This is a genomic window from Gordonia rhizosphera NBRC 16068, from assembly GCF_000298195.1.
Classification (GTDB): domain Bacteria; phylum Actinomycetota; class Actinomycetes; order Mycobacteriales; family Mycobacteriaceae; genus Gordonia; species Gordonia rhizosphera.
Genome location: NZ_BAHC01000048.1, coordinates 16124 through 35902, shown reverse-complemented (window position 1 = coordinate 35902; position 19779 = coordinate 16124). Strand labels below are relative to the sequence as shown.

The following is a 19779-nucleotide window of genomic DNA, read 5'->3' as shown; positions in this document are numbered from 1 at the left end:
CTCTGTGCTGCTTCCGGCGCCGATCGCTCAGGGCGTGGCGGACGGGTCGGTCGACCTGGCCTTCCGCCGATGGGAGGCCGCCCGCGTGCGGGCCGGTTCGACCTTCACCACTTCTGCGGGAGTCGTCGAGATCACGTCGGTGCAGCCGGTGGACCCGAGCGAGATCAGCGACGACGACGCGGCGCGGGCCGGGTTCGCGACGGCCGCGGCGGCCATCGCGAAGCTCCGGCAGAACGACGACCCGGTCTTCCGTATCGGACTGCGCTGGGTGGGGCCCGACCCCCGAATCGCGCTCCGCGAGGATGCCGAACTCTCCGAGGACGATGTCGCGGATCTGACCAAGCGGCTCGATCGCCTCGACGCACGCTCCACCCACGGGCCGTGGACACGCGCGGTGCTGGAGATCATCGCGCGTCGCCCGGCTGTCGTCTCCACCGAGCTGGCCGCCGAATTGGGCAGACCGAGAGCCGATTTCAAACTCGATGTCCGCAAGCTCAAGAAGCTGGGCGTCACCCACAGCCTCGAGGTCGGCTACGAGCTCTCACCCCGTGGCCGGGCCCTGCTCGAACGCTGGGATCAGCCACCCGACGACGACGCGGATTCGGGCAGATAATCGACCCATGCCCAGCCCGCCGCCGGCCCGTCATCTGCTGCGCGCCAAGGACCTCGTCGACGCCCGGTTCGCCGAACCGCTGACCGTCGACGACATGGCGTCGGTCGCCGGGCTCTCGCGCGCCCACTTCACCCGCGCGTTCACCGCCACCTTCGGCGAATCCCCACACACCTACCTGCAGACCCGACGACTCGAACGGGCCGCGGCGATGCTGCGCAACACCGACCGGTCGGTGGCCGACATCTGCATGTCGGTGGGCCTGTCGAGCGTCGGGTCGTTCACCACCAGTTTCACCAAGGCGTTCGGCAAGACCCCCACCGCCTACCGGGCATCGTTTCCGCCGGCCCACGTCTATGCGCGGGTGCCCGCGTGCGTGTTGCGTGTCTACCACCGGCCGGCGCCGACAACCCGCGTCGACAAGACAGCACACGGGAAGAAGACCGCCGGCCCCGACGACTCGTAGCGTGGTGATCACCAACCGAGAACAGCCGCGGGGATTCCCGCAAAAGAGAAGGGCACCACAATGATTCGCATTGCAAGCGCACAGCTCTGGGTGCACGACCAGAACGAGGCGCTGGAGTTCTGGACGAAGAAGGTCGGCCTGGAGGTCCGCTCCGACGTGACCATGGCCGAGATGGGCGACTTCCGGTGGCTCACCGTAGGGCCCCCCGGACAGGAGGATGTCTCCATCGTGTTGATGGCCGTCCCGGGTCCGCCGATGATCGATGCCGGCACTCAGGACGAGATCCGCAACCTGACCGCGAAGGGTTTCGCCGGCACGGTCTTCCTCACCACCGACGACTGCCAGGCCTCCTACGAGGAGTTGGTGTCGCGCGGAGTCGAGTTCACCGAGACCCCCGAGCAGCGGCCCTACGGCATCGACGCCGGGTTCCGCGACCCGTCGGGCAACAGCATCCGGCTCACGCAGCTGGCGCCGGACCTGGCCAACGCCTGACGACGGTCAGCGGGTGGTCTGAGTGTTCCCGCCCACGGGAAGCACCGCGGGCGGGGCACACACGCGTTCCGACCGAGGCCCGGTTTTGACCTGGCGACGTCGCTCGCTAGACTCGTGAGCGCTGCCTCGCGCAGCACGCCGCCCTAGCTCAGTCGGTAGAGCAATTCACTCGTAATGAATAGGTCAGGGGTTCGATTCCCCTGGGCGGCTCCATGACGGCACGTCGATCGTGCGCACTTCAGCGTCGACTGCGCACAACGTGCGTCCATCGTGCGCGCCCCGCATCGACTCCCCGCACCTCAGCGTGCATCGTGCGCCCCCGGGAGTCTACGCTCGTCGTGTTGCGCGAACGGGGCGCCCGAGAACTTCTGCCACCGCGAAACGCGGTTTCGTTCAGTGGAACACATGGGGGATCTCGTACAGCAGGAAGGGGGAGCGATGCTGTTCCGAAACCGACACCGAACCATTCGAGAGGTGCACCGACGACGTCCGTATCGATGGCCGATGACGGTGTGTGCGGTCGCTTGCGCCGTCGGCCTGATCGCGCCGGCATACGCGGCGGCGCAGCCCACCTCCGCCGCAGGGCGCTCGGTGTCGGCCGACACCTACATCACCACGACGTGTGCCGGTCAACCGATGCGGGTCCCGGTCACCTGGTACCTTCCCAACCGCGAACCCACCGGACTCGTCTGGCTGCAGCACGGATTCTCACGTACTGCGAAGAATCTCGGCCAGCTCGCGGGGTCCTTGTCGGACGACGGGTTGCTGGTCGCCGCCACCACGTTGCGGTCGATCAATCTCTCCGGCTGCGCCGTCGCCTTAAATTCCGTGGACAACACGGCCTTCGTCAAGGGTCTCGCCACCGCGTTCGGCGCGCACTCCACGCCGGGCAGTCCGGTGTTCCGCAGCCTCGAGCGAGCGGCGAAGCATACTCGCAGCGGAACTGTGGTCATGCCGCAAAAGATGGTCTTCGCCGGACACTCCGCGGGCGGCGAGGTGGCTCTCACCGCCGCCAACCAGCTGCGCATGGCGGACCCGGGTGGATACCACATCCTTGCCGGCCTGATGCTGTTCGACCCGGTTAACTCGTTCTTCGGCAACAACTTCCAAGCCGCGACCGTGGATCTCGGCGCAGCTCGGCTGCCGATCCGGGTGATCGCCTCTCAGCCGTCCATGTCCAACATCGCAGGACTGGGTGTCTGGTGGCTAGAGCAGGGCACCCGGCAGAAGTTTCTCGGGGTCCGGCTGACCACCGGTATCCATATCGACGTCGAGGGTGACACCACAGACCTGATCGGTGAGGCCTCCGAACTCGCCGTCCCACGTCCCCGCAACGGACGCGTCCTCCGTCGATTGTCCGGCCAGTGGATCAGCGACATGCTGACCGGCGATACGTCAACGGCCTACTATCCAGGAGGCGACTACTACCGCTTGCTCATTCACTCTCACACCGTGACAACGCTTCCCGTCGGGTAGCGCGAGTCACGCACGACGACCCTCCCGGGGCAGCACCCTGTCCGCCGCGACCGGGAGGGTCTCGTCGTCGCCCGGGCGAGGCCGGCACTCCGAGGTGGGCACGGTCGACGCCCGGGTGCGCACGATCAACGCCCGGGCGCGCACGATCGACGCCGGGTTTGGTACTTCGGACGACCCGACCCTCCCTATAGTGGAAAGCGAGGCCATCGGTCGACACGCGAGGAGCAGACGATGTCGGACTTCATCAACAAGATCAAAGAGGAAGCCAGAGCTGTGTCCGCCGCAATCGACCAGGAACTGACGGTACTCGAGGGTGTCGACGGATACGACCCGTTCCGCGAGCAGGACGAGACGGAAGACGAGACCTCCGACGATACGGCGCCGTCTGACGACACCGAGGGCGGTGGCACGCCCGCCGAGGCCTGACGCATCGCGTTCACAAACCACTCCCCACAAGCCCCGGTTGTGACCAGAGCGGTGACCCGCCTACGGTGAGGCATGGTCGTCCGTCGTCTCCCCGACATCGCCGCACTCGACGTCGTCGTGACGGTGGCCCGGCTCGGCAGTATGGGTGCCGCGAGCCGTGAACTCGGGATCAGTCAGCAGGCGGTGAGTTCCCGAGTGCGCGGCGTGGAGCGTGAACTCGGGGTGGAGCTCTTCATCCGGTCACCCGGTGGCGTGGACCTGACCTCCAACGGCATGGCGGTGCTCGAATGGGCCAATGCGCTCGTGGAGCGGGCGGCGCAGTTCATGGCGGGAGTCGATGCGTTGGTCGGAGCGCGGCACGCGACGCTGGTCGTCGCGGCCTCGAAGACGGTCGCCGAATACCTCGTACCGTCCTGGGTCAGCACGCTCGCCAACCGCAGCGAGGTGAAGATCTCCGTCCGGCCCATGAACTCGGCGGACGTGATCGGGACGGTCCATTCCGGTGAGGCCGATCTTGGTTTCATCGAGAGTCCCGGTGCCACAGGAGGTCTCGACTCCGCCGTGGTTGCCCAGGACGAACTCGTGCTCGTCGCCGCACCCGGGCATCCCTGGGCGGACGGCCGCGCGGTCGACATCCACGATCTCGCCTCGACACCCTTGATCCAGCGCGAACCCGGTTCCGGGACCCGCGTCACATTCGAAGCGGCGCTGCGGGATTCGGGAGCCACCCCGGTCGACCCGCTGATCGAGCTGCGCTCGGTCACCGCCATCCGCTCGTCGGTGCTGACCTCGTCGGGAGCCGCGGTACTGTCCCGACTCTCGGTCGACGACGACATCGCGACCGGACGCCTCGTCCGCGTCGACATCACCGGCCTGCGCATGCTCCGGCCACTACGCGCGGTGTGGACTCCCAACATCACCCTGCGCGGACCGGCCCGCGATCTGCTCGACATCGCGACCCGCACCGGACGCGCCGGCTTCTGACGCGGTCCCCAGATCAGATGGGCCGCTTGAGCTCCGGGTTCTCTGCGTAGATCTCATCGACGAGTGACATGTCGAAGATCTGCTCCGGCTTGAGCGTGTAGCCGGCCTTCTCCAGTGCGATCATGTTCTCCGCGATCAGCTCGTCGGTCATTGTCAGGATGCCGTTCGCCTTGGTATCGGCGGACACGATCAGAGCGTTCTGCGCGGTCGCTTCCTTCGTCTGTTCGGCCTCGTCGAGGCCGAGGTCCTTGCCGTACTTGGTGACGGCGAGGTTGGCCGAGCCGGCGGGATCGGCGATGGCGTCGTACCACCCCTGAATGTCGGCTTTGATGAACGCCTTGAGTTGGTCGCGCTCGTTGTCGATGGTCTCCTGCCGCACCACCAGCGTCTCCGCGACCAAGGGCAGGTTGAAGTCGGCGAAGAGGAAGTTGCTGTTGGGGAATCCCGCTGCCGCCAGGGTGATGGGCTCGTTGGTGACGTAGCTGACCCACCCGTCGACGTCGCCCGTGGTGAGCGGCGTGGGATCGTATTGAACGGTGATCTTCTGCACGTCGCTCTCTGTCATCCCGTTGGCGGTGAGCAGCGCCTTGAAGACGTTCTCGTTGGATGCCTGCACACCGATCTTCTTGCCCTTCATCTCTTCCGGCGACGAGATCGGCGACTCCGCCGACGACACGATGCAGAACGGGTTCTTCTGGTAGGTGGCCCCGACGGTCATCAGCTTGGCGCCCTGCAGGATCACCGGCGCGGTCAGCTGCGGTGCGGTCATGCCGATCCACACCTTGTTCGACGTCAGCCCCGTCTCCACACCGGTGCCGGCGCCGCCGCCGGTGAGCAACTCGGGCGTGCCGACACCGGCCGCCTCGTAGTAGCCCTTCTCCAATGCCCAATACTCACCGGCGAATTCGATGTTCTTCTGCCACGACAGTTGAACCTTCGGGTTCGTGGTCGCCGCGCCGCCGGAATCGTCACTGCCGCTGCTACATGCGGCGAGCGCACCGGTCAGACCCAGCGTTCCCGCGGCACCGCCGGCGAGCATCGTATACCGGAGGAATGATCGCCGATCAAACGCGGTGCGGCGAGACGAATTGGTCATGGGGAATCACCTTTCACATGGTTGGTTCGGACGCCGTCGTCCGCGTTGCTGATTCGTCGGGTCAGTGTTGTGTCATGCCCATCTGATTGAGCACGATCGCCTCGGCGACACCGACGATGGCGTAGAGCACGATGGAGGCAACGGTGATCACGAGCACCGAGGCCCACAGTTCGTCATAGGCCGCGGCGGGCAGCGCCTGCTGCAACGATGCACCCAAACCCTTGTTGGTGCCGAGCCATTCGGCGACCGTCGCGCCTACCAGCGCGCCCGGCACCGATACCTTCGCGGCGCTGAACAGCGACGGCACCGCGGACGGAATCGCGGCCCGATGCAGCGTGGTCAGCCTCCCGCCGCCGTACACGGTGATGACGTCCCCGATCTGCTTGGGCGCGTTGGCCAGTCCGGTCATGATCATGACCAGCGCAGGAAAGAACACCACGATGCCGCCCATGATCGCCACGACTGCGACACCACGTCCGACCACCAGCGTGATCAGCGGGGTCATCGCGACCAGCGGCACCGACCGTAGCAGCATCGCCAAGGGCATGAAGGTCTGCGCGGCGGGCCTCGACATGACGAACAGGGCCGCGGTGAGCGCAGCTGCGGTCATACCCGCGACGAAGCCGATCGCCGCGTCCTGCAAGGTGATCCGGAGATTGCCGAGGATCTCTGCTCGGTTGTCGGCGGCGTCGGGATCGGTGAACAGATAGGCGAACACGTCCGACGGTGTGCGACCGATGATCGGGCCGATGTCCGGGAAGGCCAGCAGGAAGAGCCACCAGATCACCAGGATCAGGACGAACGACAGCAACAACGATCCCAGGAAGCGTGTGATCCCCCACAAACCGGCGGCACTCACGCCGACACCGTCGTTCCGGTCGACCAGCGTGTGGCGAAACGGGCGAGGAGCGCGACGAATGCGTATCCGATCCCGGCGATCGCACCGGACAGCAGCGCGATCGCCCACACCTGGGGGATGTCGCCGCGCTGCTGGGCGACGATCATCGCCGGTCCGGCGCCCTGGTCCGGCATGGCCAGGAACTCACCGAGCACCGCACCGAGAACCGCCGCGGGAGCCGCGATCTTCAATGCCGCCAGCGTGTTCGGCAACGCGGCCACCGTTCGGACCCGCCGCAATTGCGCGACACGTCCACCGCCGTAGACCTTCACGAGGTCGAGGGCACCCTGGTGCGGCGACCGCAGTCCCGACAGCGTGCCGATCATCGTCGTGAAGAACACCGAGATCGCGGCCAGGAACACGATCATGGTCTGAACCTCGGTGAACGCGACCTGAATGATCGGCGCCACCGCGATGATGGGTACGCAGTACGAGATGATCGCGAGTTGGGTGGCGAGCCCTTCGATCGGGGGGATCAGCACCACCGCGACGGCCAGCACGATGGCCAGGACGTTGCCCCACAGGAATCCCCTCAACGCCAGTTCCACCGTGGTCGAGAAGTTCTCGAGGTAGAACCGCGCACCGGTGTCGACGATGGTGGACAGCACCGCACCCGGGGTGGGGATGGTGCCGTGAAACCATTGCAGGGCCCCGGCGATCCACCACAGCACGATGAGCCCGACGATCCCCGCAGCACCGGCCTGCCACCGGCCCGCTCCCCCACTATCCACGCACGGCCTCCGGGGCGACCGGTCGGTCACCGCCTGCGCCGCCGACATCGCCACCGCCGAAGAGCACCCCGGAGAGGTGGTCATGGATGGCATGGAATTCAGGGGTCCGCATCATCTCGGGTTCCCGCGGCCGCGGCAGGTCGACCGTCACCATCTCGACGACGCGCCCCGGCCGCGGGCTCATCACTGCCACCACGTCCGAGAGGAAGACCGCCTCGGCGATACCGTGCGTCACCATCAGTGTGGTCGCGGGCTTCTCGGTCCAGATACGCAGCAGTTCGACGTTGAGCCGCTGCCGGGTCATGTCGTCGAGGGCGCCGAACGGTTCGTCGAGCAGCAGCGCCGTCGGCCGCACCACCAGCGCACGGGCGATGGAGACCCGCTGCCGCATACCGCCGGACAGAGTCGCCGGTTTCGCTTTTTCGAAACCGGTCAACCCGACGAGCTCGATGAGATCGGCGACCAGATCGTCGTCGGCGGGAAGGTGTCCCACCTGCAGCGGCAGTTTGATGTTGGACTCCACCGACCGCCAGGGCAGCAGCGCCGAATCCTGGAACGCGATGCCGAGCTCGTGGTTGCGTTGCAGTTCGTTCGGCGACTCACCGTTCATCAGCGCGGTACCCGCCGTCGGTGTCTCCAGGCCGGCGAGAATCCGTAGCACCGTGGACTTCCCACATCCGGATGGCCCGAGCAGCGAGAGGAAAGATCCCTCGGAGGTCTGCAGGGACACGTCATCGAGCGCCGTGACCGCAGTGGTCCCGCGCACGGTTCGGCTCGCGAATTCCTTCGTGAGCCCGGTGATGTCGATCCCGGTGCCGGCCGGACGAGGCGTACCGGACGTTGGGGTGTCGGAGTTCATTGCGGCCGACGTTAGGAGTCCGTTGTTGCTGCCGGATTACCGGCTCGTAACCCTCACCCGGGTCGGCGCCTCACCCCTCGCGGCGCATCGCCATCCCGATCCGTGCCACCATCGCGTCCACCGCGAACTTGGGTTTCACGTTGACGTCGAGCGCGGTCCGACATTCGAGCACCGCCTCCACACACCTCAGCAGTTGCTCGGGTGAGGCGTACCCGGCCATCGGCACGGTGATGTCGTCGGCCTTGTCCGGATGCATGGGGGTCACCCGGGCGCCCATGGAGACGACGAGCGCATCGCGGAACAGCGCGGCGAGATCCACCAGCGCCCGGTCGAGGACGTCACGCAGGACCCGGGTCGCGCGGGACTTCTGCCGCTTCTCGAGCTCCTTGAGGGCACCGGCGGTTCCGCGCGGTGGACGGGCCGTGCCCTTACCGGTGCCACCGGCACCGAGCGCCGTCTTCATCTCCTCGGTCTCGGCCTCGTCGAGTTGGGCGCTGAGCGCCTTGGCCGCGTCGTCCGCCGATTTCACGAGCGCTTCCGCCGCCGCGTACGCGGTCGAGTCACGCGTGGCGGCCCGGGCCAAACCGAGGGCCTGCTCGCGCTGGGCCCGCGCGGCGTCGTCGGTGGCGAGCCGCTTGGCCCGCCCGATGTGGCCTCCACACACCGCGGCGGCCCACGCCGCCCGATCCGGTTCGATGCCGTCGCGGTCGACGAGCACCCGCTCGATGTCGGCGACCGACGGTGTCGTGAGCGCGATATGGCGGCAACGCGACCGGAGGGTCACCGAGATGTCCTCCGGGTCGACCGACGGCGCGCACAGCAGGAAGACGGTCCGTGACGGAGGTTCCTCGACCGCCTTGAGCAACGCGTTCGCCGCCTGCTCGGTCAGCCGGTCGGCGTCCTCGATGATGACGATCTGCCACCGTCCGGTGCCGGGGCGGCGCGCTGCCGCCTGGACGACGTCACGCGCCTCGAGCACCGACAGGCTCAGGCCCTGGGGGACAACGTGGCGCACATCGGCGTGGGTCTGCGCCATCACCGTCACGCACGCCCGGCACTGTCCGCACCCGACCTCGTCGTCGGACTGGCATTGCAGTGCCGCGGCAAAACAGGTCGCCGCCACCGAACGTCCACTACCGGGTGGGCCCGTGAACAGCCACGCGTGCGTCATCGCGGCCCGAGACAATCCGCTGAACACCTCGTCGTCGCCATCCGACGCCGGATGACCGAACGTGGCGCCGTCGGCGCCGTCGAACATGCGCGGCGCCGAGCCTGTCGAGGTCGCCACCGCCCCCACGACACCCGCGTCGAGCCGCGCCGAAACCCCCCTCGCGGCCCAGGCGGCCCCCCGCAATTCGTCGGCGACGACTGCCTGTCCGGTCAACCGATCGAAGACATTGGTCACACCGACAGACTAATGCCCAGTTCGGACACAACACTGCGCCGCGTGTGCGTGTAGCAATTGCAAGCAGCCCGCTACCTTTGTTACGTGGTTCGACGTCGGTCTCAGTGGTCAAAGGGCCTGCACATGGCCCGATGGCTGGCGCATACGCCGTGGCCGATCCTTGCCCTCGACATGCTCCGGGCGAACGTGGTGGGTGCGCTGTTCACGTTCGCGTTCCTCCGGTTCGGGATGCCGCTGGAGGACTCGATCCGGTTCGACGAGATCACCGCGCTCAACCAGGTCATCTTCGTCATCTATCTGGTCGTGTCGATGCTGGTCGGCGCGTTCGCGAGCATCCAGTTGTCACTGCCGGTGCTGGTCTGGCATCGACGCCGCAGCCGACTCGACAATGAGATCGCCCGTCGCCGCGCGTTGAAGCTGCCGTATCTGTTGTCGGTGGTCAACGCCGCGCTCTGGCTGGTGGGTGGGGTGCTGTTCACACTCGTCAACCTCTCGGTGTCGAACAAGAACGCCTTCATCGTCGCGATCGCCAGCGCGATCGGCGCCCTGGTCACGTGCGTGCTCTCCTACATGCAGGCGGAAAAGGTCCTGCGGCCGATCACGGTCGCAGCGATGGCCAACAACCCGGGCGTCGCGGTGGCGCCGACCGTCACCACTCGGATCGCCGTGTTCTGGGTCATCAGCGTGGTGGCACCCCTCGCGGTGATCATCGGATTGATCACCCTGCAGAGATTCGGCTGGATCGACACCGACCCCGCGGGCCTGCAGCGACCCATCCTGTGGATGTCGGGTGCCGCGCTCGCGTTCAGCGTCATCGCGATCGTCCGGGTGGTGGCCGCGATCAACGACCCGATCAAGCAGCTACGCCGGGCACAGGGCCAGGTCAGTGCCGGCAACCTGAATGTCGCGGTGAAGATCTACGACGGCAGCGACCTCGGCCTGTTGCAGGCGGGGTTCAACGACATGGTCTCCGACCTGCGTGAGCGCCAGGAACTGCGCAACCTGTTCGGCCGCTACGTGGGTGAGGATGTCGCGCGCCGGGCCATCGAGGAGGGCACCGAACTCGGCGGCGAGGAACGCTATGTCGGCGTGCTGTTCGTCGACATCGTCGGGTCCACCCGCCTCGCGGTCAACCGGCCGCCCCGCCACGTGGTCGAGCTGCTCAACGAGTTCTTCCGGGTGGTCGTCGCCGTCGTCGGGCGGCACGGCGGCTTCGTCAACAAGTTCCAGGGTGACGCGGCGCTGGCCATCTTCGGTGCGCCGCTGGATCTGGAGGATTTCGCCGGTCGTGCGCTGGCGTCGGCGCGCGAACTGCGCAGCGAGCTGTATCGCACGCTCGGTGACACCGACATCGGGATCGGGGTCTCGGCCGGTAAGGCCATCGCCGGCCACATCGGTTCGGAGCAGCGGCTCGAGTACACCGTCATCGGCGACCCCGTCAACGAGGCCGCCCGGCTCACCGAGCTCGCGAAGGACGAACCCGCGCGCGTGCTCGGGTCCGCCCGTGCGGTCTTCCTGGCCTCCCAAGCCGAGGCGGAGAACTGGGAGATCGGCGAGGGCGTCGAACTACGCGGGCGCGGAATCGAGACGCTGCTCGCGCGTCCGCACTTCGGTCGGATGGGTGTGGACGTCTCCGGCGGTGGCCTCGATACGCCCCTCGCCTAGCGGGTCGGGGCAGCTCGACCAGCGGACGGGTGACTCGACCAGCGGACGGGTGACTCGACCAGCGGACGGGTGACTCGACCAGCGGAGGGGAGGCGATCAGTCGGCCGACTTCTTGGCCGCGGTCTTCTTCGCGGTCGCCTTCTTCGTGGTCGTCTTCTTGGCCGCGGTCTTCTTCGCCGCTGTCTTCTTGGCCGGGGTCTTCTTCGCCGCAGCCTTCTTCGCCGTCTTCTTGGCGGGACCGCGCGCACGACGATCCGCCAGCAGCTCCATCGCCCGCTCAGGGGTGATGGTCGCGACCTCGTCACCCTTGCGCAGGCTGGCGTTGGTCTCGCCGTCGGTGACGTACGGTCCGAATCGGCCGTCCTTGATCACCATCGGCTTCTCGCTGACCGAGTCGTTGCCCAGCTCACGCAGCGGAGGCGCGGCGGCCTGCCGGCCCCGGCGCTTGGGCTCGGCGTAGATCTTGAGTGCCTCGTCGAGCGTGATGTCGAAGAGCTGGTCCTCGCTGGCCAGCGACCGCGAGTCGGTGCCCTTCTTCAGGTAGGGGCCGTAGCGCCCATTCTGCGCGGTGATCTCGTCACCTGACTCCGGGTCGACGCCGACGACGCGTGGCAACGACAGCAGCTTGAGCGCGTCTTCGAGGGACACCGTGGAGATGTCCATCGTCTTGAACAGCGACCCCGTCCGCGGTTTCGGGCCGGCCTTTTTCGCGGCCTTTTTTGCGGTCTTCTTCGCCGTCGTCGTCTTCGTCGCGGCGCCGCCCCCGGCCCCTTCGTCGTCGAGCGGGATCACGCCACCGTCCTCGCCGCCGTCACGTGGCGTGGGTCCGGGGGGGATGGTCGCGGGGGCGTTGCCGTCCCCGTCCTCGTCGTCCGACGGCAGGATCTCGGTCACGTACGGGCCGAAGCGACCCTCCTTGGCGACGATCTCGTGACCGGTGACCGGGTCGAAACCGAGCGAGCGGCCTTCCTGGGGCGTGGCGAACAGCTTCTCCGCAACGGCCAGGGTCAGTTCGTCCGGCGTGATGTCGGCAGGCAGGTTGGCGCGCTGCAAATCAGGCTCGGCGTCGGGGCCGGCGACATTACGTTCCAGGTACGGGCCGTAACGCCCGACCCGCACGAAGACCGGACGGCCCGCCTCGTCGTCGAACAGGCGGATCGAGTTGACCTCGCGGGCGTCGATCTCCTCCAGATTCACGCCCACGAGCTTCTTGAGGCCGCCGTACTTGGCGATGGCGGACTTCGCGCTGTCGGAACCGTCTGCGTCGGCGCTGTCACCGAAATAGAACTCCGAGAGCCATCGGGTGCGGTCCTCGGCACCCGCTGCGATCTGGTCGAGGTCGTCCTCGAGGGTGGCGGTGAAGTCGTAGTCGACGAGGCTGTGGAAGTAGGCCTCCAGCAGTCCGACGACGGCGAACGCGATCCACGACGGGACCAGCGCGTTGCCCTTCTTCACCACGTAGCCGCGGTCCTGGATGGTGCCGATGATCGAGGCATACGTCGACGGCCGGCCGATGCCGAGTTCCTCGAGCACCTTGACCAGCGAGGCCTCGGTGAAACGCGCGGGCGGGTTCGTCGAGTGGCCGTCGGCGGTCAGCTCGGTCGCGGTCAGCGACTGTCCCTCCGCGAGCCGCGGAAGACGGGTCTCCTCGTCGTCGGCCTGACCTCCGGTCTGGTCGTCGACGGTCTCCACGTAGGCCGACAGGAAGCCCGGGAACGTGATGGTGCGGCCCGACGCGGCGAACGTGCAGCGCTCCCCGGACGTCGCGGTTCCGCTGATCCGCACGCTCATCGTCGTGCCCTTGGCGTCGGCCATCTGCGACGCGACGGTGCGCTGCCAGATCAGCTCGTAGAGCCGGAACTCGTCGGTCTCGAGCTGCCCGGCCACCTGACCGGGCGTGCGGAACGTCTCGCCGGCCGGACGGATGGCCTCGTGGGCCTCCTGCGCATTCTTGACCTTGCGGTTGTACTGCCGCGGGGTCGGATGGACGAACGACTCGCCGTAGAGTTCCCGGGCCTGTGCCCGCGCGGCGTTGATGGCCGACTCGCTCAGCGTCGTCGAGTCGGTACGCATGTAGGTGATGTAGCCGTTCTCGTACAGCCGCTGCGCGATCCGCATCGTGCGATCGGACGAGAAGCGCAGCTTGCGGCCGGCCTCCTGCTGCAGCGTCGAGGTCATGAACGGCGCATACGGGCGACGGGTGTAGGGCTTCTCCTCGACGGAGGTGACCGTCATCGCCGCACCCCGCAGCGCCTCCGCCAGCGCGGTGGCGCGGGAGCCGTCGAGCACGACGACGCCGTCGCCGCGTTTCAGTCCGCCCCGCGAGTCGAAGTCGCGGCCGGTGGCCACGCGGGCGTCGTCGACGGACACCAGGCGCGCACCGAATGTCTGTGGGCCGGATTTGGCGTCGCTGCCCGCACCGGCATCCATCATCGCCGCGATGTCCCAGTACTCGGCGGACACGAACGCCATCCGCTCGCGCTCTCGATCGACGATGATGCGGGTCGCCACCGACTGAACACGGCCCGCCGACAGCTTCGGCATGACCTTCTTCCACAGCACCGGAGAGACCTCGTAGCCGTACAGGCGGTCCAGGATGCGGCGGGTTTCCTGGGCGTCGACCAGGTCGATGTCGAGGTCGCGGGGGTTGTCGGCGGCGGCCCGGATGGCCGGCTCGGTGATCTCGTGGAACACCATCCGCTTGACCGGGATCTTCGGCTTGAGGGTTTCGAGGAGGTGCCAGGCGATCGCCTCGCCCTCGCGGTCACCGTCGGTGGCGAGGTAGAGCTCGTCGACGTCCCGCATCAGCGTCTTGAGTTCGGTGACGGTCGACTTCTTGTCGGCGGAGACCACGTAGAGCGGCTCGAAGTTGTCGTCGACGTTGACCCCGAGGCGCGCCCACGGCTGGCCCTTGTACTTGGCGGGGACGTCGGCAGCACCGCGCGGAAGGTCACGGATATGGCCGCGCGAGGATTCCACGACGTAGTTCGACCCGAGGTATCCCGCAATCTTGCGGGCCTTGGTCGGCGACTCGACGATGACCAATCGTCGGATCGGGCTCCCCGTCGCGGGAGATGCGGTGCTGGTATCGGCCACCGGGCGTCCTTACTTCACAGTCTGAAGGTCCTGAGCGTTTGTACCTTATATACAGCGTCATTTGCACACTCGGATTCCCGTGGCAGACCCAGAGTGTGACGGATTGCGCACACCAAAAACGGCGACGAGGCGGAAAACCCCTGGTCCGGGGCTGGTGCGGCGGGTCAGAAACCGACGACGACCGGCCAGTGTTCGGCGGCACCGGGGACCGTGGGCGGATCGCCGACGTATTCGAGCAGGTGCGTCAGGCGACGCTTACCGGCGACCCGCAGCGCAGGCGCCTTGCCGCGGGTGCCGACCAGGGTCGGCGCGACCCCCACCCGCATCAGTGCGGTCGCCAGTGCAGCGTGCATCTCCGGGGCGTGGGCATCGAGCCCGAGCAGGTAGCGATCCTCGTCGCGCTCTCCGGCGGCGATCGTCCACAGACGCAGCGCACGTGGCGAGGGGACCCAACCTGCGGGCATCGCCTTCACCGCACCCGCCAACCACCGTCGATGCAGTTCATCGAACTCGTGACTGGGTGCGGTCCGGGCGATCGGACTGCCCTCGTCGGAGAAGACGATCTCGGCGTCGACACCAGTGGCCGAGATCTCCTCGACGAGCGCCACGGCGCGCCACTCCTCGGCGACGACCACCGAGACCCGCGTACCAGAATCGGAGCGAACCGCCTGGCCGTGCGTGGCCAGAAGCCCCTCGAGGTCCTCGTACGCGGGTTGGGCGATCTGCGCGGAGAAGAACGACAGCTGACCCATACACCGAGGTTACTGCCTGACCCCGCCGCCGTGTCCGCTGCACGCGCCGCCGTGTCCGCTGCACACACCGAGAAGCACCGCCCGGAAAGAACCGCTCCCGGCCACCATGTCGGTGACCGGGAGCGGCTTCGCTCAAGTCTGCTGTCGCAGCTTGGTAAGTCCTAGACGGCGCGGACGCCGGTGGCCTGCGGGCCCTTGGTGCCCTGGCCGACCTCGAACTCGACGCGCTGGTTCTCCTCGAGGGTACGGAAGCCCGTGCCCTGGATCTCGGAGTAGTGGACGAACACGTCGTCGGACCCCTCATCAGGCGCGATGAAGCCGAAGCCCTTTTCCGCGTTGAACCACTTCACAGTCCCCTGTGCCATTCCTGCATTCCTTTTCATACATTCCAACTGACTCGACACGAGGGTCTCGTGTCGTGGTCGGTTCCGACCGCCATACCTCGTTGGACCCCGCGGACTACCCCGCCAAACCGTTCTCAGTACCGCGGACACAACACGATCTCGCCGATCCACCGGATGTCCCGGAGCCCTGCGAAAGCTGCGACCGCCACTAAGTCAATCATGTTCGGCCGACATCCGATAGTCGCCCCAACCAAACTGGGTAAAATGCCACCAGTCTTCAGCGCGTGGACATCCCCCAGTAACATCGGAGGACGCGTCGGCGAGGGCCGCCGACCCCTTCTTGAGATCGATAATCATGCGTGAACCCACCTTCGGTACCGAGCTCCTGCACCGCAGCATGGCCGGCACCGACACCGACTCCTCGTGCCTCACCCATCTCTCGGTAATAGCTTCGCGGACAGCGGCTTTCGTCGAGTGGCCGGAGTGGGTGCCGGCAGACCTGGTGGCCGCCTTCATCGAATCCGGAATCGACCGCCCCTGGACACATCAGGCAGCTGCGGCCGACCTCCTTTATCACAGAAAGCACGTCGCCCTGTGCACCGGTACCGCCTCCGGAAAATCACTGGCCTATCAGATGCCCATCCTGTCCACACTGATGAAGGATCCGCATTCCACCGCGCTCTATCTTTCGCCGACCAAGGCGCTGGGGGCCGATCAGATCCGTTCGCTGACTTCGCTACTCAGCGGACACCGGGAGTTCACCCATCTGCAGCCCTGCGCATATGACGGGGACACCGACGTGGAAATCCGGCAGTGGGCCCGGGCGCACTCGCGCTGGATCTTCACCAATCCCGATATGCTGCACATCGGCATCCTCGCCGGGCACGCCCGGTGGCGGCACTTCTTCCGACACCTGCGCTATATCGTCGTCGACGAATGTCACCACTATCGCGGGGTGTTCGGCTCGCATACGGCTCTGGTTCTCCGCCGCCTCCTTCGGATCGCCCGGTCGGCCGGCGCCGATCCGACGGTGATCGGGACCAGCGCCACGATGGCCGAGCCCGCAGATGCGTTGACCCGCTTGATCGGTGAACCCGCCGTCGGCGTCGTCGAGGACGGATCACCGCGGGGGGAACGGACCGTGGCGCTGTGGGAGCCCGACTTCCTGCCCGCGGTGACCGGAGAGCACGGCGCGCCGGTCCGACGATCCGCCGGTGCCGAATCCGCTCGGCTGCTCGCCGATTTCGTGGTCGAGGGCGCACGGACGCTCTGTTTCCTGCGCAGCCGACGCGGGGTCGAGCTCACCGCCCGCCAGGCACGTCATCTCCTCGCCCAGAGCGCACCGGAACTCGTCGACCGGGTGGCCGCCTACCGTGCCGGGTACCTCGCCGACGATCGGCGCCGCCTCGAGCAGGCCATCTCCTCCGGGGATCTGGTCGGGGTCGCGACCACTAACGCCCTGGAACTCGGGGTGGACATCAGTGGACTCGACGCCGTCATCGTCGGCGGCTATCCCGGCACGGTCGCCTCCTTCTGGCAGCAGGCCGGGCGCGCGGGGCGGCAGCGGACGTCGGGTGATTCGCTGGTCGTGCTCGTCGCGCGCGACGATCCGCTCGACACCTACCTGGTCCACCATCCCGAGGCGTTGCTCTCGCGGCCGGTCGAGGCGACGGTCACCGATCCGACCAACCCGTACATCCTCACACCTCATCTGTTGTGTGCCGCCGCCGAACTCCCGTTACAGGACAAGGAGATCGAGGCATGGGGTGCCGGCGAGGCGGTGGCCGCCCTCGCTTCCGACGGAATGCTGAAGCGACGTAAGGCCGGCTGGTACGTCGCCCCCGGCGTGGAGCCGCACGGCGACATCGACATCCGCGGCGGTATCGGCGGGCAGGTACTCATCGTCGACACCACGACCTCGCAGCTGCTCGGCACCGTGGACACCGGACGAGCACCCTCGACAGTGCATCCCGGTGCCCTGCACATCCATCAGGGTCAGTCCTATGTGATCGACGAACTCGACCTGTCCGACGGTCTCGCGCTGGCACATCCGGAGGAACCCGACTGGACCACCGCTGCCCGCGAGACCACCGACATCACCGTGACCAACGTGGTGGACCGCCGCGACTGCGACGCACTGACCGTGGCCCTCGTCGATGTCGACGTCACCCATCAGGTCGTCGGGTATCTGCGGACCCTGCTGTCGGGGGAGGTGCTCGACGCGGTCGAACTCGACATGCCGCCGCAGACTCTGAGCACTCGCGCGGTGATGTACACGATCACTCCCGAGGCACTCGAGGAGGTCGGGGTCACCGTCGGCCGCTTCCCCGGCGCGTTACACGCGGCCGAACATGCCGCGATCGGTCTGTTACCGCTGGTCGCTTCCTGCGACCGATGGGACATCGGCGGGCTCTCCACCAACTCCCATCCCGACACCGCTCTCCCGACCGTCTTCGTCTACGACGGCTACCTGGGTGGAGCCGGTTTCGCCGACCGGGGCTACGCCGCGTTCCCGACGTGGATCGCCGCGACCCGCGATGCGGTGTCGAGTTGCCGGTGCGAGTCGGGCTGCCCGTCGTGTGTGCAGTCGCCGAAATGCGGCAATGGCAACCACCCGCTCGACAAGGATGGCGCGATCAAGGTCCTCACGCTGATCGGTAGGCGATACTGGGATGGTGCCTGACGATCGTCCCGACGAACCCCGCGCCGACGACCCGGTGCTGTCCCTGGGCGCGATCACCCAACCGACACCTGTCTATTTCCTCCTCGCCCAGCCCGTGGGGCTCGCCGACGGCGACGGCCCTGCGACCATCGGGGAACGTGATCTCTTCGTCAGCGAGGCAGCGGCCCTCGACAGTCTGGACGTGCACTACGCCTGGTGTGCGGCCGAGCGCGGCGGCTTCGCCGGTGAGGTGACCACAGCGCTGTGGTATCTGCAGAGCGCGATGGTCGGGCCGCGGGTGTCCCCCGGCCTCGGTGAGGTGTACCTCGCCGTCGTCGCTGCCGACAGTCGAGCCCGAGCCATCGCCGGAGGGTTTCTCACCGAGGGCGAACTCCTCCATTGGTCACCGTTCGTCCGTGCGGTGCAGTCCCACCTCCCCGACCTGCCGCCGAACTCCTCGCTGGTGGTGTCGCATCTCGGCGACGAGACGGTCAGCTTCGGCAGGATCCGGTTCTCGCCGTTGCGGTCTCAGCGGGTCTATCCGAAACAGATTGTCGTCGACGAGGACTGACACGAACGAGACCGGCGCGGCCCGGTCAGGCCGTCAGCCACGCCTCGGCATCGGCCCGCTCGTCGAGCCCGAAGACCTTCTCTTCGGTGCCGGTGAACGGCGACATCATGTGCACGGCCACGCGCAGCCACGTCTCGTCGGAGACCAGCGCGAACTTCTTCACGTCCTTATAGACGCCGAAGCCGAACTCTGCGTCCTTCGTCATGGCTCTCGGCGTCTCCCCCTTGAGGCCCTCGGCGATGATCATCAGATTGGCGTGGCCGTGTTCTTTCACGACGCCTTCGAGCGTCGGTGTCAACACGTCGTAGTCGCTGGAGTGGATCATGCCCTCGGCCTCAACGATGACGTTCGGGCCCTGTTCCTTCACCACGGTGAACATCTCTTGTTCCTCCTGATCGGCTGTGTCCCACGCTACCGCGGGCCGCGCTACGCATCGATGAACTCACGGCGAACTCACCCGACCGGCCCGGCCCGTGCGGTCGCCACCGCTTCGTGCATGCCGAACGGACCGAGTGCGACCGGCACGGCGACGCTGAGGACCAGGTCGGTTCCGTCCGTCCGGCACGATCGCACTCGGGCCCGAGTCCGCTGCACCTCGGCGATCTGCCTCGCCGTAACGCACGGATCGGGTAGCGCCATCACAAGATCGGCGGCCCCGGCCAGTGCGGCCAGATCGGCGGCGGACTGGGCGCGGTGGCGTGCCAGCACGGCACCACCGACATACAGCACCGCAAGCGTGGCCGCGGCGACCGCGGCGATTGCGAAAGCGCCTGTGATCGTGGCGAACCCACGTTCGTCGCGCCAGCATGGCGTCACGGGGGTACCTCCGCGGGGAGATCGGCGACGGCCGTTGCGGCAGTGGGTTCCTTGGCCGCGACCGCATAGGCGGACATCTCGATCGCCCCGATCAGCGGTATCGGCGAGCGCACCTCGACGACGACCTGAGCGCCGTTGTCGGTGATGGAGATGCGTGCGCGATCCCCGGCGAGGCGGGCGGCGACGGTGCGCGCGGACGGATCGCCCGCGGCGGTCAGCCGGGCGGCCTCCCGGGCTGCGTCGGTGCAGCGGATCTGCACCGACGCACCGACGATCGCGCCGATACCGAGCACCACCACCCCGACGATCGCCGCGATCACATAGGCCGCCTCGACCGTGACCATCCCACGCTCGTCGGACCACAGTCGACGCAACCAGAACCCGCTGCGCCGACCGCCGACCGACTCGTCGTCGCTCATCGGACCGAGGT

General features: G+C 67.3%; 21 protein-coding genes and 1 tRNA gene. 10 read left to right on the top strand and 12 right to left on the bottom strand.

Annotated elements, in window-relative coordinates; translation table 11 throughout:
• Nucleotides 1–4: 4 nt before the first annotated feature.
• From GORHZ_RS04930 to GORHZ_RS04900, 7 genes are all read left to right on the top strand, one after another.
• The gene (locus GORHZ_RS04930; RefSeq protein WP_006330932.1) at nt 5–613 is read left to right on the top strand and encodes a hypothetical protein; all 609 of its coding nucleotides are present in this window, start codon (nt 5–7) and stop codon (nt 611–613) included.
• Between the two features lie 7 nt (nt 614–620).
• Nucleotides 621–1076 (top strand): helix-turn-helix domain-containing protein, encoded by a 456-nt coding sequence (locus tag GORHZ_RS04925; RefSeq protein ID WP_006330930.1) that lies wholly within the window; start codon nt 621–623, stop codon nt 1074–1076.
• Nucleotides 1077–1136: 60 nt separating this feature from the next.
• Nucleotides 1137–1568, top strand: coding sequence for a VOC family protein (locus GORHZ_RS04920; protein ID WP_006330928.1), 432 nt, complete (start codon nt 1137–1139; stop codon nt 1566–1568).
• Between the two features lie 137 nt (nt 1569–1705).
• Nucleotides 1706–1781: transfer RNA gene (locus tag GORHZ_RS04915), tRNA-Thr, on the top strand.
• Nucleotides 1782–2072: 291 nt separating this feature from the next.
• A complete protein-coding gene (locus GORHZ_RS04910; RefSeq protein ID WP_006330926.1) occupies nt 2073–3044 on the top strand; it encodes an alpha/beta hydrolase in 972 nt (323 codons plus the stop codon).
• Nucleotides 3045–3275: 231 nt separating this feature from the next.
• A complete protein-coding gene (locus GORHZ_RS04905; RefSeq protein ID WP_006330924.1) occupies nt 3276–3470 on the top strand; it encodes a hypothetical protein in 195 nt (64 codons plus the stop codon).
• A gap of 72 nt (nt 3471–3542) precedes the next feature.
• Nucleotides 3543–4454, top strand: coding sequence for a LysR family transcriptional regulator (locus tag GORHZ_RS04900; RefSeq protein WP_006330923.1), 912 nt, complete (start codon nt 3543–3545; stop codon nt 4452–4454).
• Nucleotides 4455–4467: 13 nt separating this feature from the next.
• On the opposite strand, the gene GORHZ_RS04895 is transcribed toward GORHZ_RS04900, so the two are convergent.
• The 5 genes from GORHZ_RS04895 to GORHZ_RS04875 form a co-directional block, all read right to left on the bottom strand.
• Nucleotides 4468–5550 (bottom strand): ABC transporter substrate-binding protein, encoded by a 1083-nt coding sequence (locus GORHZ_RS04895; RefSeq protein WP_006330922.1) that lies wholly within the window; start codon nt 5548–5550, stop codon nt 4468–4470.
• 61 nt (nt 5551–5611) lie between these two features.
• Nucleotides 5612–6409 carry an ABC transporter permease gene (locus tag GORHZ_RS04890; RefSeq protein ID WP_006330921.1) on the bottom strand — a complete coding sequence of 266 codons (798 nt, stop codon included), beginning with the start codon at nt 6407–6409 and terminating at the stop codon, nt 5612–5614.
• Nucleotides 6406–7227 (bottom strand): ABC transporter permease, encoded by an 822-nt coding sequence (locus GORHZ_RS04885; RefSeq protein WP_051998757.1) that lies wholly within the window; start codon nt 7225–7227, stop codon nt 6406–6408. The genes GORHZ_RS04890 and GORHZ_RS04885 overlap by 4 nt, the downstream gene beginning before the upstream one ends.
• On the bottom strand, nt 7172–8038 hold the full coding sequence (locus GORHZ_RS04880) for an ABC transporter ATP-binding protein (protein ID WP_006330919.1): 867 nt from the start codon (nt 8036–8038) through the stop codon (nt 7172–7174). The genes GORHZ_RS04885 and GORHZ_RS04880 overlap by 56 nt, the downstream gene beginning before the upstream one ends.
• Before the next feature lie 70 nt (nt 8039–8108).
• Complete coding sequence (locus GORHZ_RS04875) at nt 8109–9443, bottom strand: DNA polymerase III subunit delta' (protein WP_006330918.1); 1335 nt, start codon at nt 9441–9443, stop codon at nt 8109–8111.
• A gap of 123 nt (nt 9444–9566) precedes the next feature.
• Between GORHZ_RS04875 and GORHZ_RS04870 the strand changes: the two genes are divergently transcribed.
• On the top strand, nt 9567–11108 hold the full coding sequence (locus tag GORHZ_RS04870) for an adenylate/guanylate cyclase domain-containing protein (RefSeq protein WP_006330917.1): 1542 nt from the start codon (nt 9567–9569) through the stop codon (nt 11106–11108).
• 96 nt (nt 11109–11204) lie between these two features.
• Here the strand turns inward: GORHZ_RS04870 and topA are convergent, their stop codons facing one another.
• From topA to GORHZ_RS30710, 4 genes are all read right to left on the bottom strand, one after another.
• Nucleotides 11205–14204 (bottom strand): type I DNA topoisomerase, encoded by a 3000-nt coding sequence (topA, locus tag GORHZ_RS04865; protein ID WP_006330915.1) that lies wholly within the window; start codon nt 14202–14204, stop codon nt 11205–11207.
• Nucleotides 14205–14368: 164 nt separating this feature from the next.
• A complete protein-coding gene (locus tag GORHZ_RS04860) occupies nt 14369–14956 on the bottom strand; it encodes a hypothetical protein (protein WP_006330913.1) in 588 nt (195 codons plus the stop codon).
• Nucleotides 14957–15117: 161 nt separating this feature from the next.
• Complete coding sequence (locus GORHZ_RS04855) at nt 15118–15321, bottom strand: cold-shock protein (protein ID WP_006330911.1); 204 nt, start codon at nt 15319–15321, stop codon at nt 15118–15120.
• 192 nt (nt 15322–15513) lie between these two features.
• Nucleotides 15514–15657, bottom strand: coding sequence for a hypothetical protein (locus GORHZ_RS30710; protein WP_157205064.1), 144 nt, complete (start codon nt 15655–15657; stop codon nt 15514–15516).
• Here GORHZ_RS30710 and sftH point away from each other — a divergent pair.
• Nucleotides 15656–17983, top strand: a complete 2328-nt coding sequence (sftH, locus tag GORHZ_RS04850; protein ID WP_006330909.1) for a DEAD/DEAH box helicase — start codon at nt 15656–15658, stop codon at nt 17981–17983. The two genes, GORHZ_RS30710 and sftH, sit on opposite strands and share 2 nt — an antisense overlap.
• Nucleotides 17973–18533 (top strand): hypothetical protein, encoded by a 561-nt coding sequence (locus tag GORHZ_RS04845; RefSeq protein ID WP_006330907.1) that lies wholly within the window; start codon nt 17973–17975, stop codon nt 18531–18533. The genes sftH and GORHZ_RS04845 overlap by 11 nt, the downstream gene beginning before the upstream one ends.
• A 25-nt stretch (nt 18534–18558) precedes the next feature.
• Here the strand turns inward: GORHZ_RS04845 and GORHZ_RS04840 are convergent, their stop codons facing one another.
• The 3 genes from GORHZ_RS04840 to GORHZ_RS04830 all read right to left on the bottom strand — a co-directional run bounded on the left by GORHZ_RS04840 (nt 18559) and on the right by GORHZ_RS04830 (nt 19768).
• On the bottom strand, nt 18559–18912 hold the full coding sequence (locus tag GORHZ_RS04840; RefSeq protein WP_006330905.1) for a SpoIIAA family protein: 354 nt from the start codon (nt 18910–18912) through the stop codon (nt 18559–18561).
• Nucleotides 18913–18986: 74 nt separating this feature from the next.
• Complete coding sequence (locus GORHZ_RS04835; RefSeq protein WP_006330903.1) at nt 18987–19349, bottom strand: Rv3654c family TadE-like protein; 363 nt, start codon at nt 19347–19349, stop codon at nt 18987–18989.
• Nucleotides 19346–19768 (bottom strand): TadE family type IV pilus minor pilin, encoded by a 423-nt coding sequence (locus GORHZ_RS04830; protein ID WP_006330901.1) that lies wholly within the window; start codon nt 19766–19768, stop codon nt 19346–19348. Before GORHZ_RS04830 ends, GORHZ_RS04835 begins: the two co-directional genes overlap by 4 nt.
• Nucleotides 19769–19779: the final 11 nt, after the last annotated feature.

What these genes read in the sequence shown, in the direction of transcription:
- GORHZ_RS04925 (WP_006330930.1), top strand. Translation starts at nt 621, where the DNA reads ATGCCCAGCCCGCCGCCGGCCCGTCATCTGCTGCGCGCCAAGGACCTC.
- GORHZ_RS04920 (WP_006330928.1), top strand. Translation starts at nt 1,137, where the DNA reads ATGATTCGCATTGCAAGCGCACAGCTCTGGGTGCACGACCAGAACGAG.
- GORHZ_RS04910 (WP_006330926.1), top strand. Translation starts at nt 2,073, where the DNA reads ATGACGGTGTGTGCGGTCGCTTGCGCCGTCGGCCTGATCGCGCCGGCA.
- sftH (WP_006330909.1), top strand. Translation starts at nt 15,656, where the DNA reads ATGCGTGAACCCACCTTCGGTACCGAGCTCCTGCACCGCAGCATGGCC.
- GORHZ_RS04845 (WP_006330907.1), top strand. Translation starts at nt 17,973, where the DNA reads ATGGTGCCTGACGATCGTCCCGACGAACCCCGCGCCGACGACCCGGTG.
- GORHZ_RS04895 (WP_006330922.1), bottom strand. Translation starts at nt 5,550, where the DNA reads ATGACCAATTCGTCTCGCCGCACCGCGTTTGATCGGCGATCATTCCTC.
- GORHZ_RS04905 (WP_006330924.1), top strand. Translation starts at nt 3,276, where the DNA reads ATGTCGGACTTCATCAACAAGATCAAAGAGGAAGCCAGAGCTGTGTCC.
- GORHZ_RS04900 (WP_006330923.1), top strand. Translation starts at nt 3,543, where the DNA reads ATGGTCGTCCGTCGTCTCCCCGACATCGCCGCACTCGACGTCGTCGTG.
- GORHZ_RS04885 (WP_051998757.1), bottom strand. Translation starts at nt 7,227, where the DNA reads ATGTCGGCGGCGCAGGCGGTGACCGACCGGTCGCCCCGGAGGCCGTGC.
- GORHZ_RS04830 (WP_006330901.1), bottom strand. Translation starts at nt 19,768, where the DNA reads ATGAGCGACGACGAGTCGGTCGGCGGTCGGCGCAGCGGGTTCTGGTTG.
- GORHZ_RS04860 (WP_006330913.1), bottom strand. Translation starts at nt 14,956, where the DNA reads ATGGGTCAGCTGTCGTTCTTCTCCGCGCAGATCGCCCAACCCGCGTAC.
- GORHZ_RS04880 (WP_006330919.1), bottom strand. Translation starts at nt 8,038, where the DNA reads ATGAACTCCGACACCCCAACGTCCGGTACGCCTCGTCCGGCCGGCACC.
- GORHZ_RS04840 (WP_006330905.1), bottom strand. Translation starts at nt 18,912, where the DNA reads ATGTTCACCGTGGTGAAGGAACAGGGCCCGAACGTCATCGTTGAGGCC.
- GORHZ_RS30710 (WP_157205064.1), bottom strand. Translation starts at nt 15,657, where the DNA reads ATGATTATCGATCTCAAGAAGGGGTCGGCGGCCCTCGCCGACGCGTCC.
- GORHZ_RS04855 (WP_006330911.1), bottom strand. Translation starts at nt 15,321, where the DNA reads ATGGCACAGGGGACTGTGAAGTGGTTCAACGCGGAAAAGGGCTTCGGC.
- GORHZ_RS04870 (WP_006330917.1), top strand. Translation starts at nt 9,567, where the DNA reads ATGGCCCGATGGCTGGCGCATACGCCGTGGCCGATCCTTGCCCTCGAC.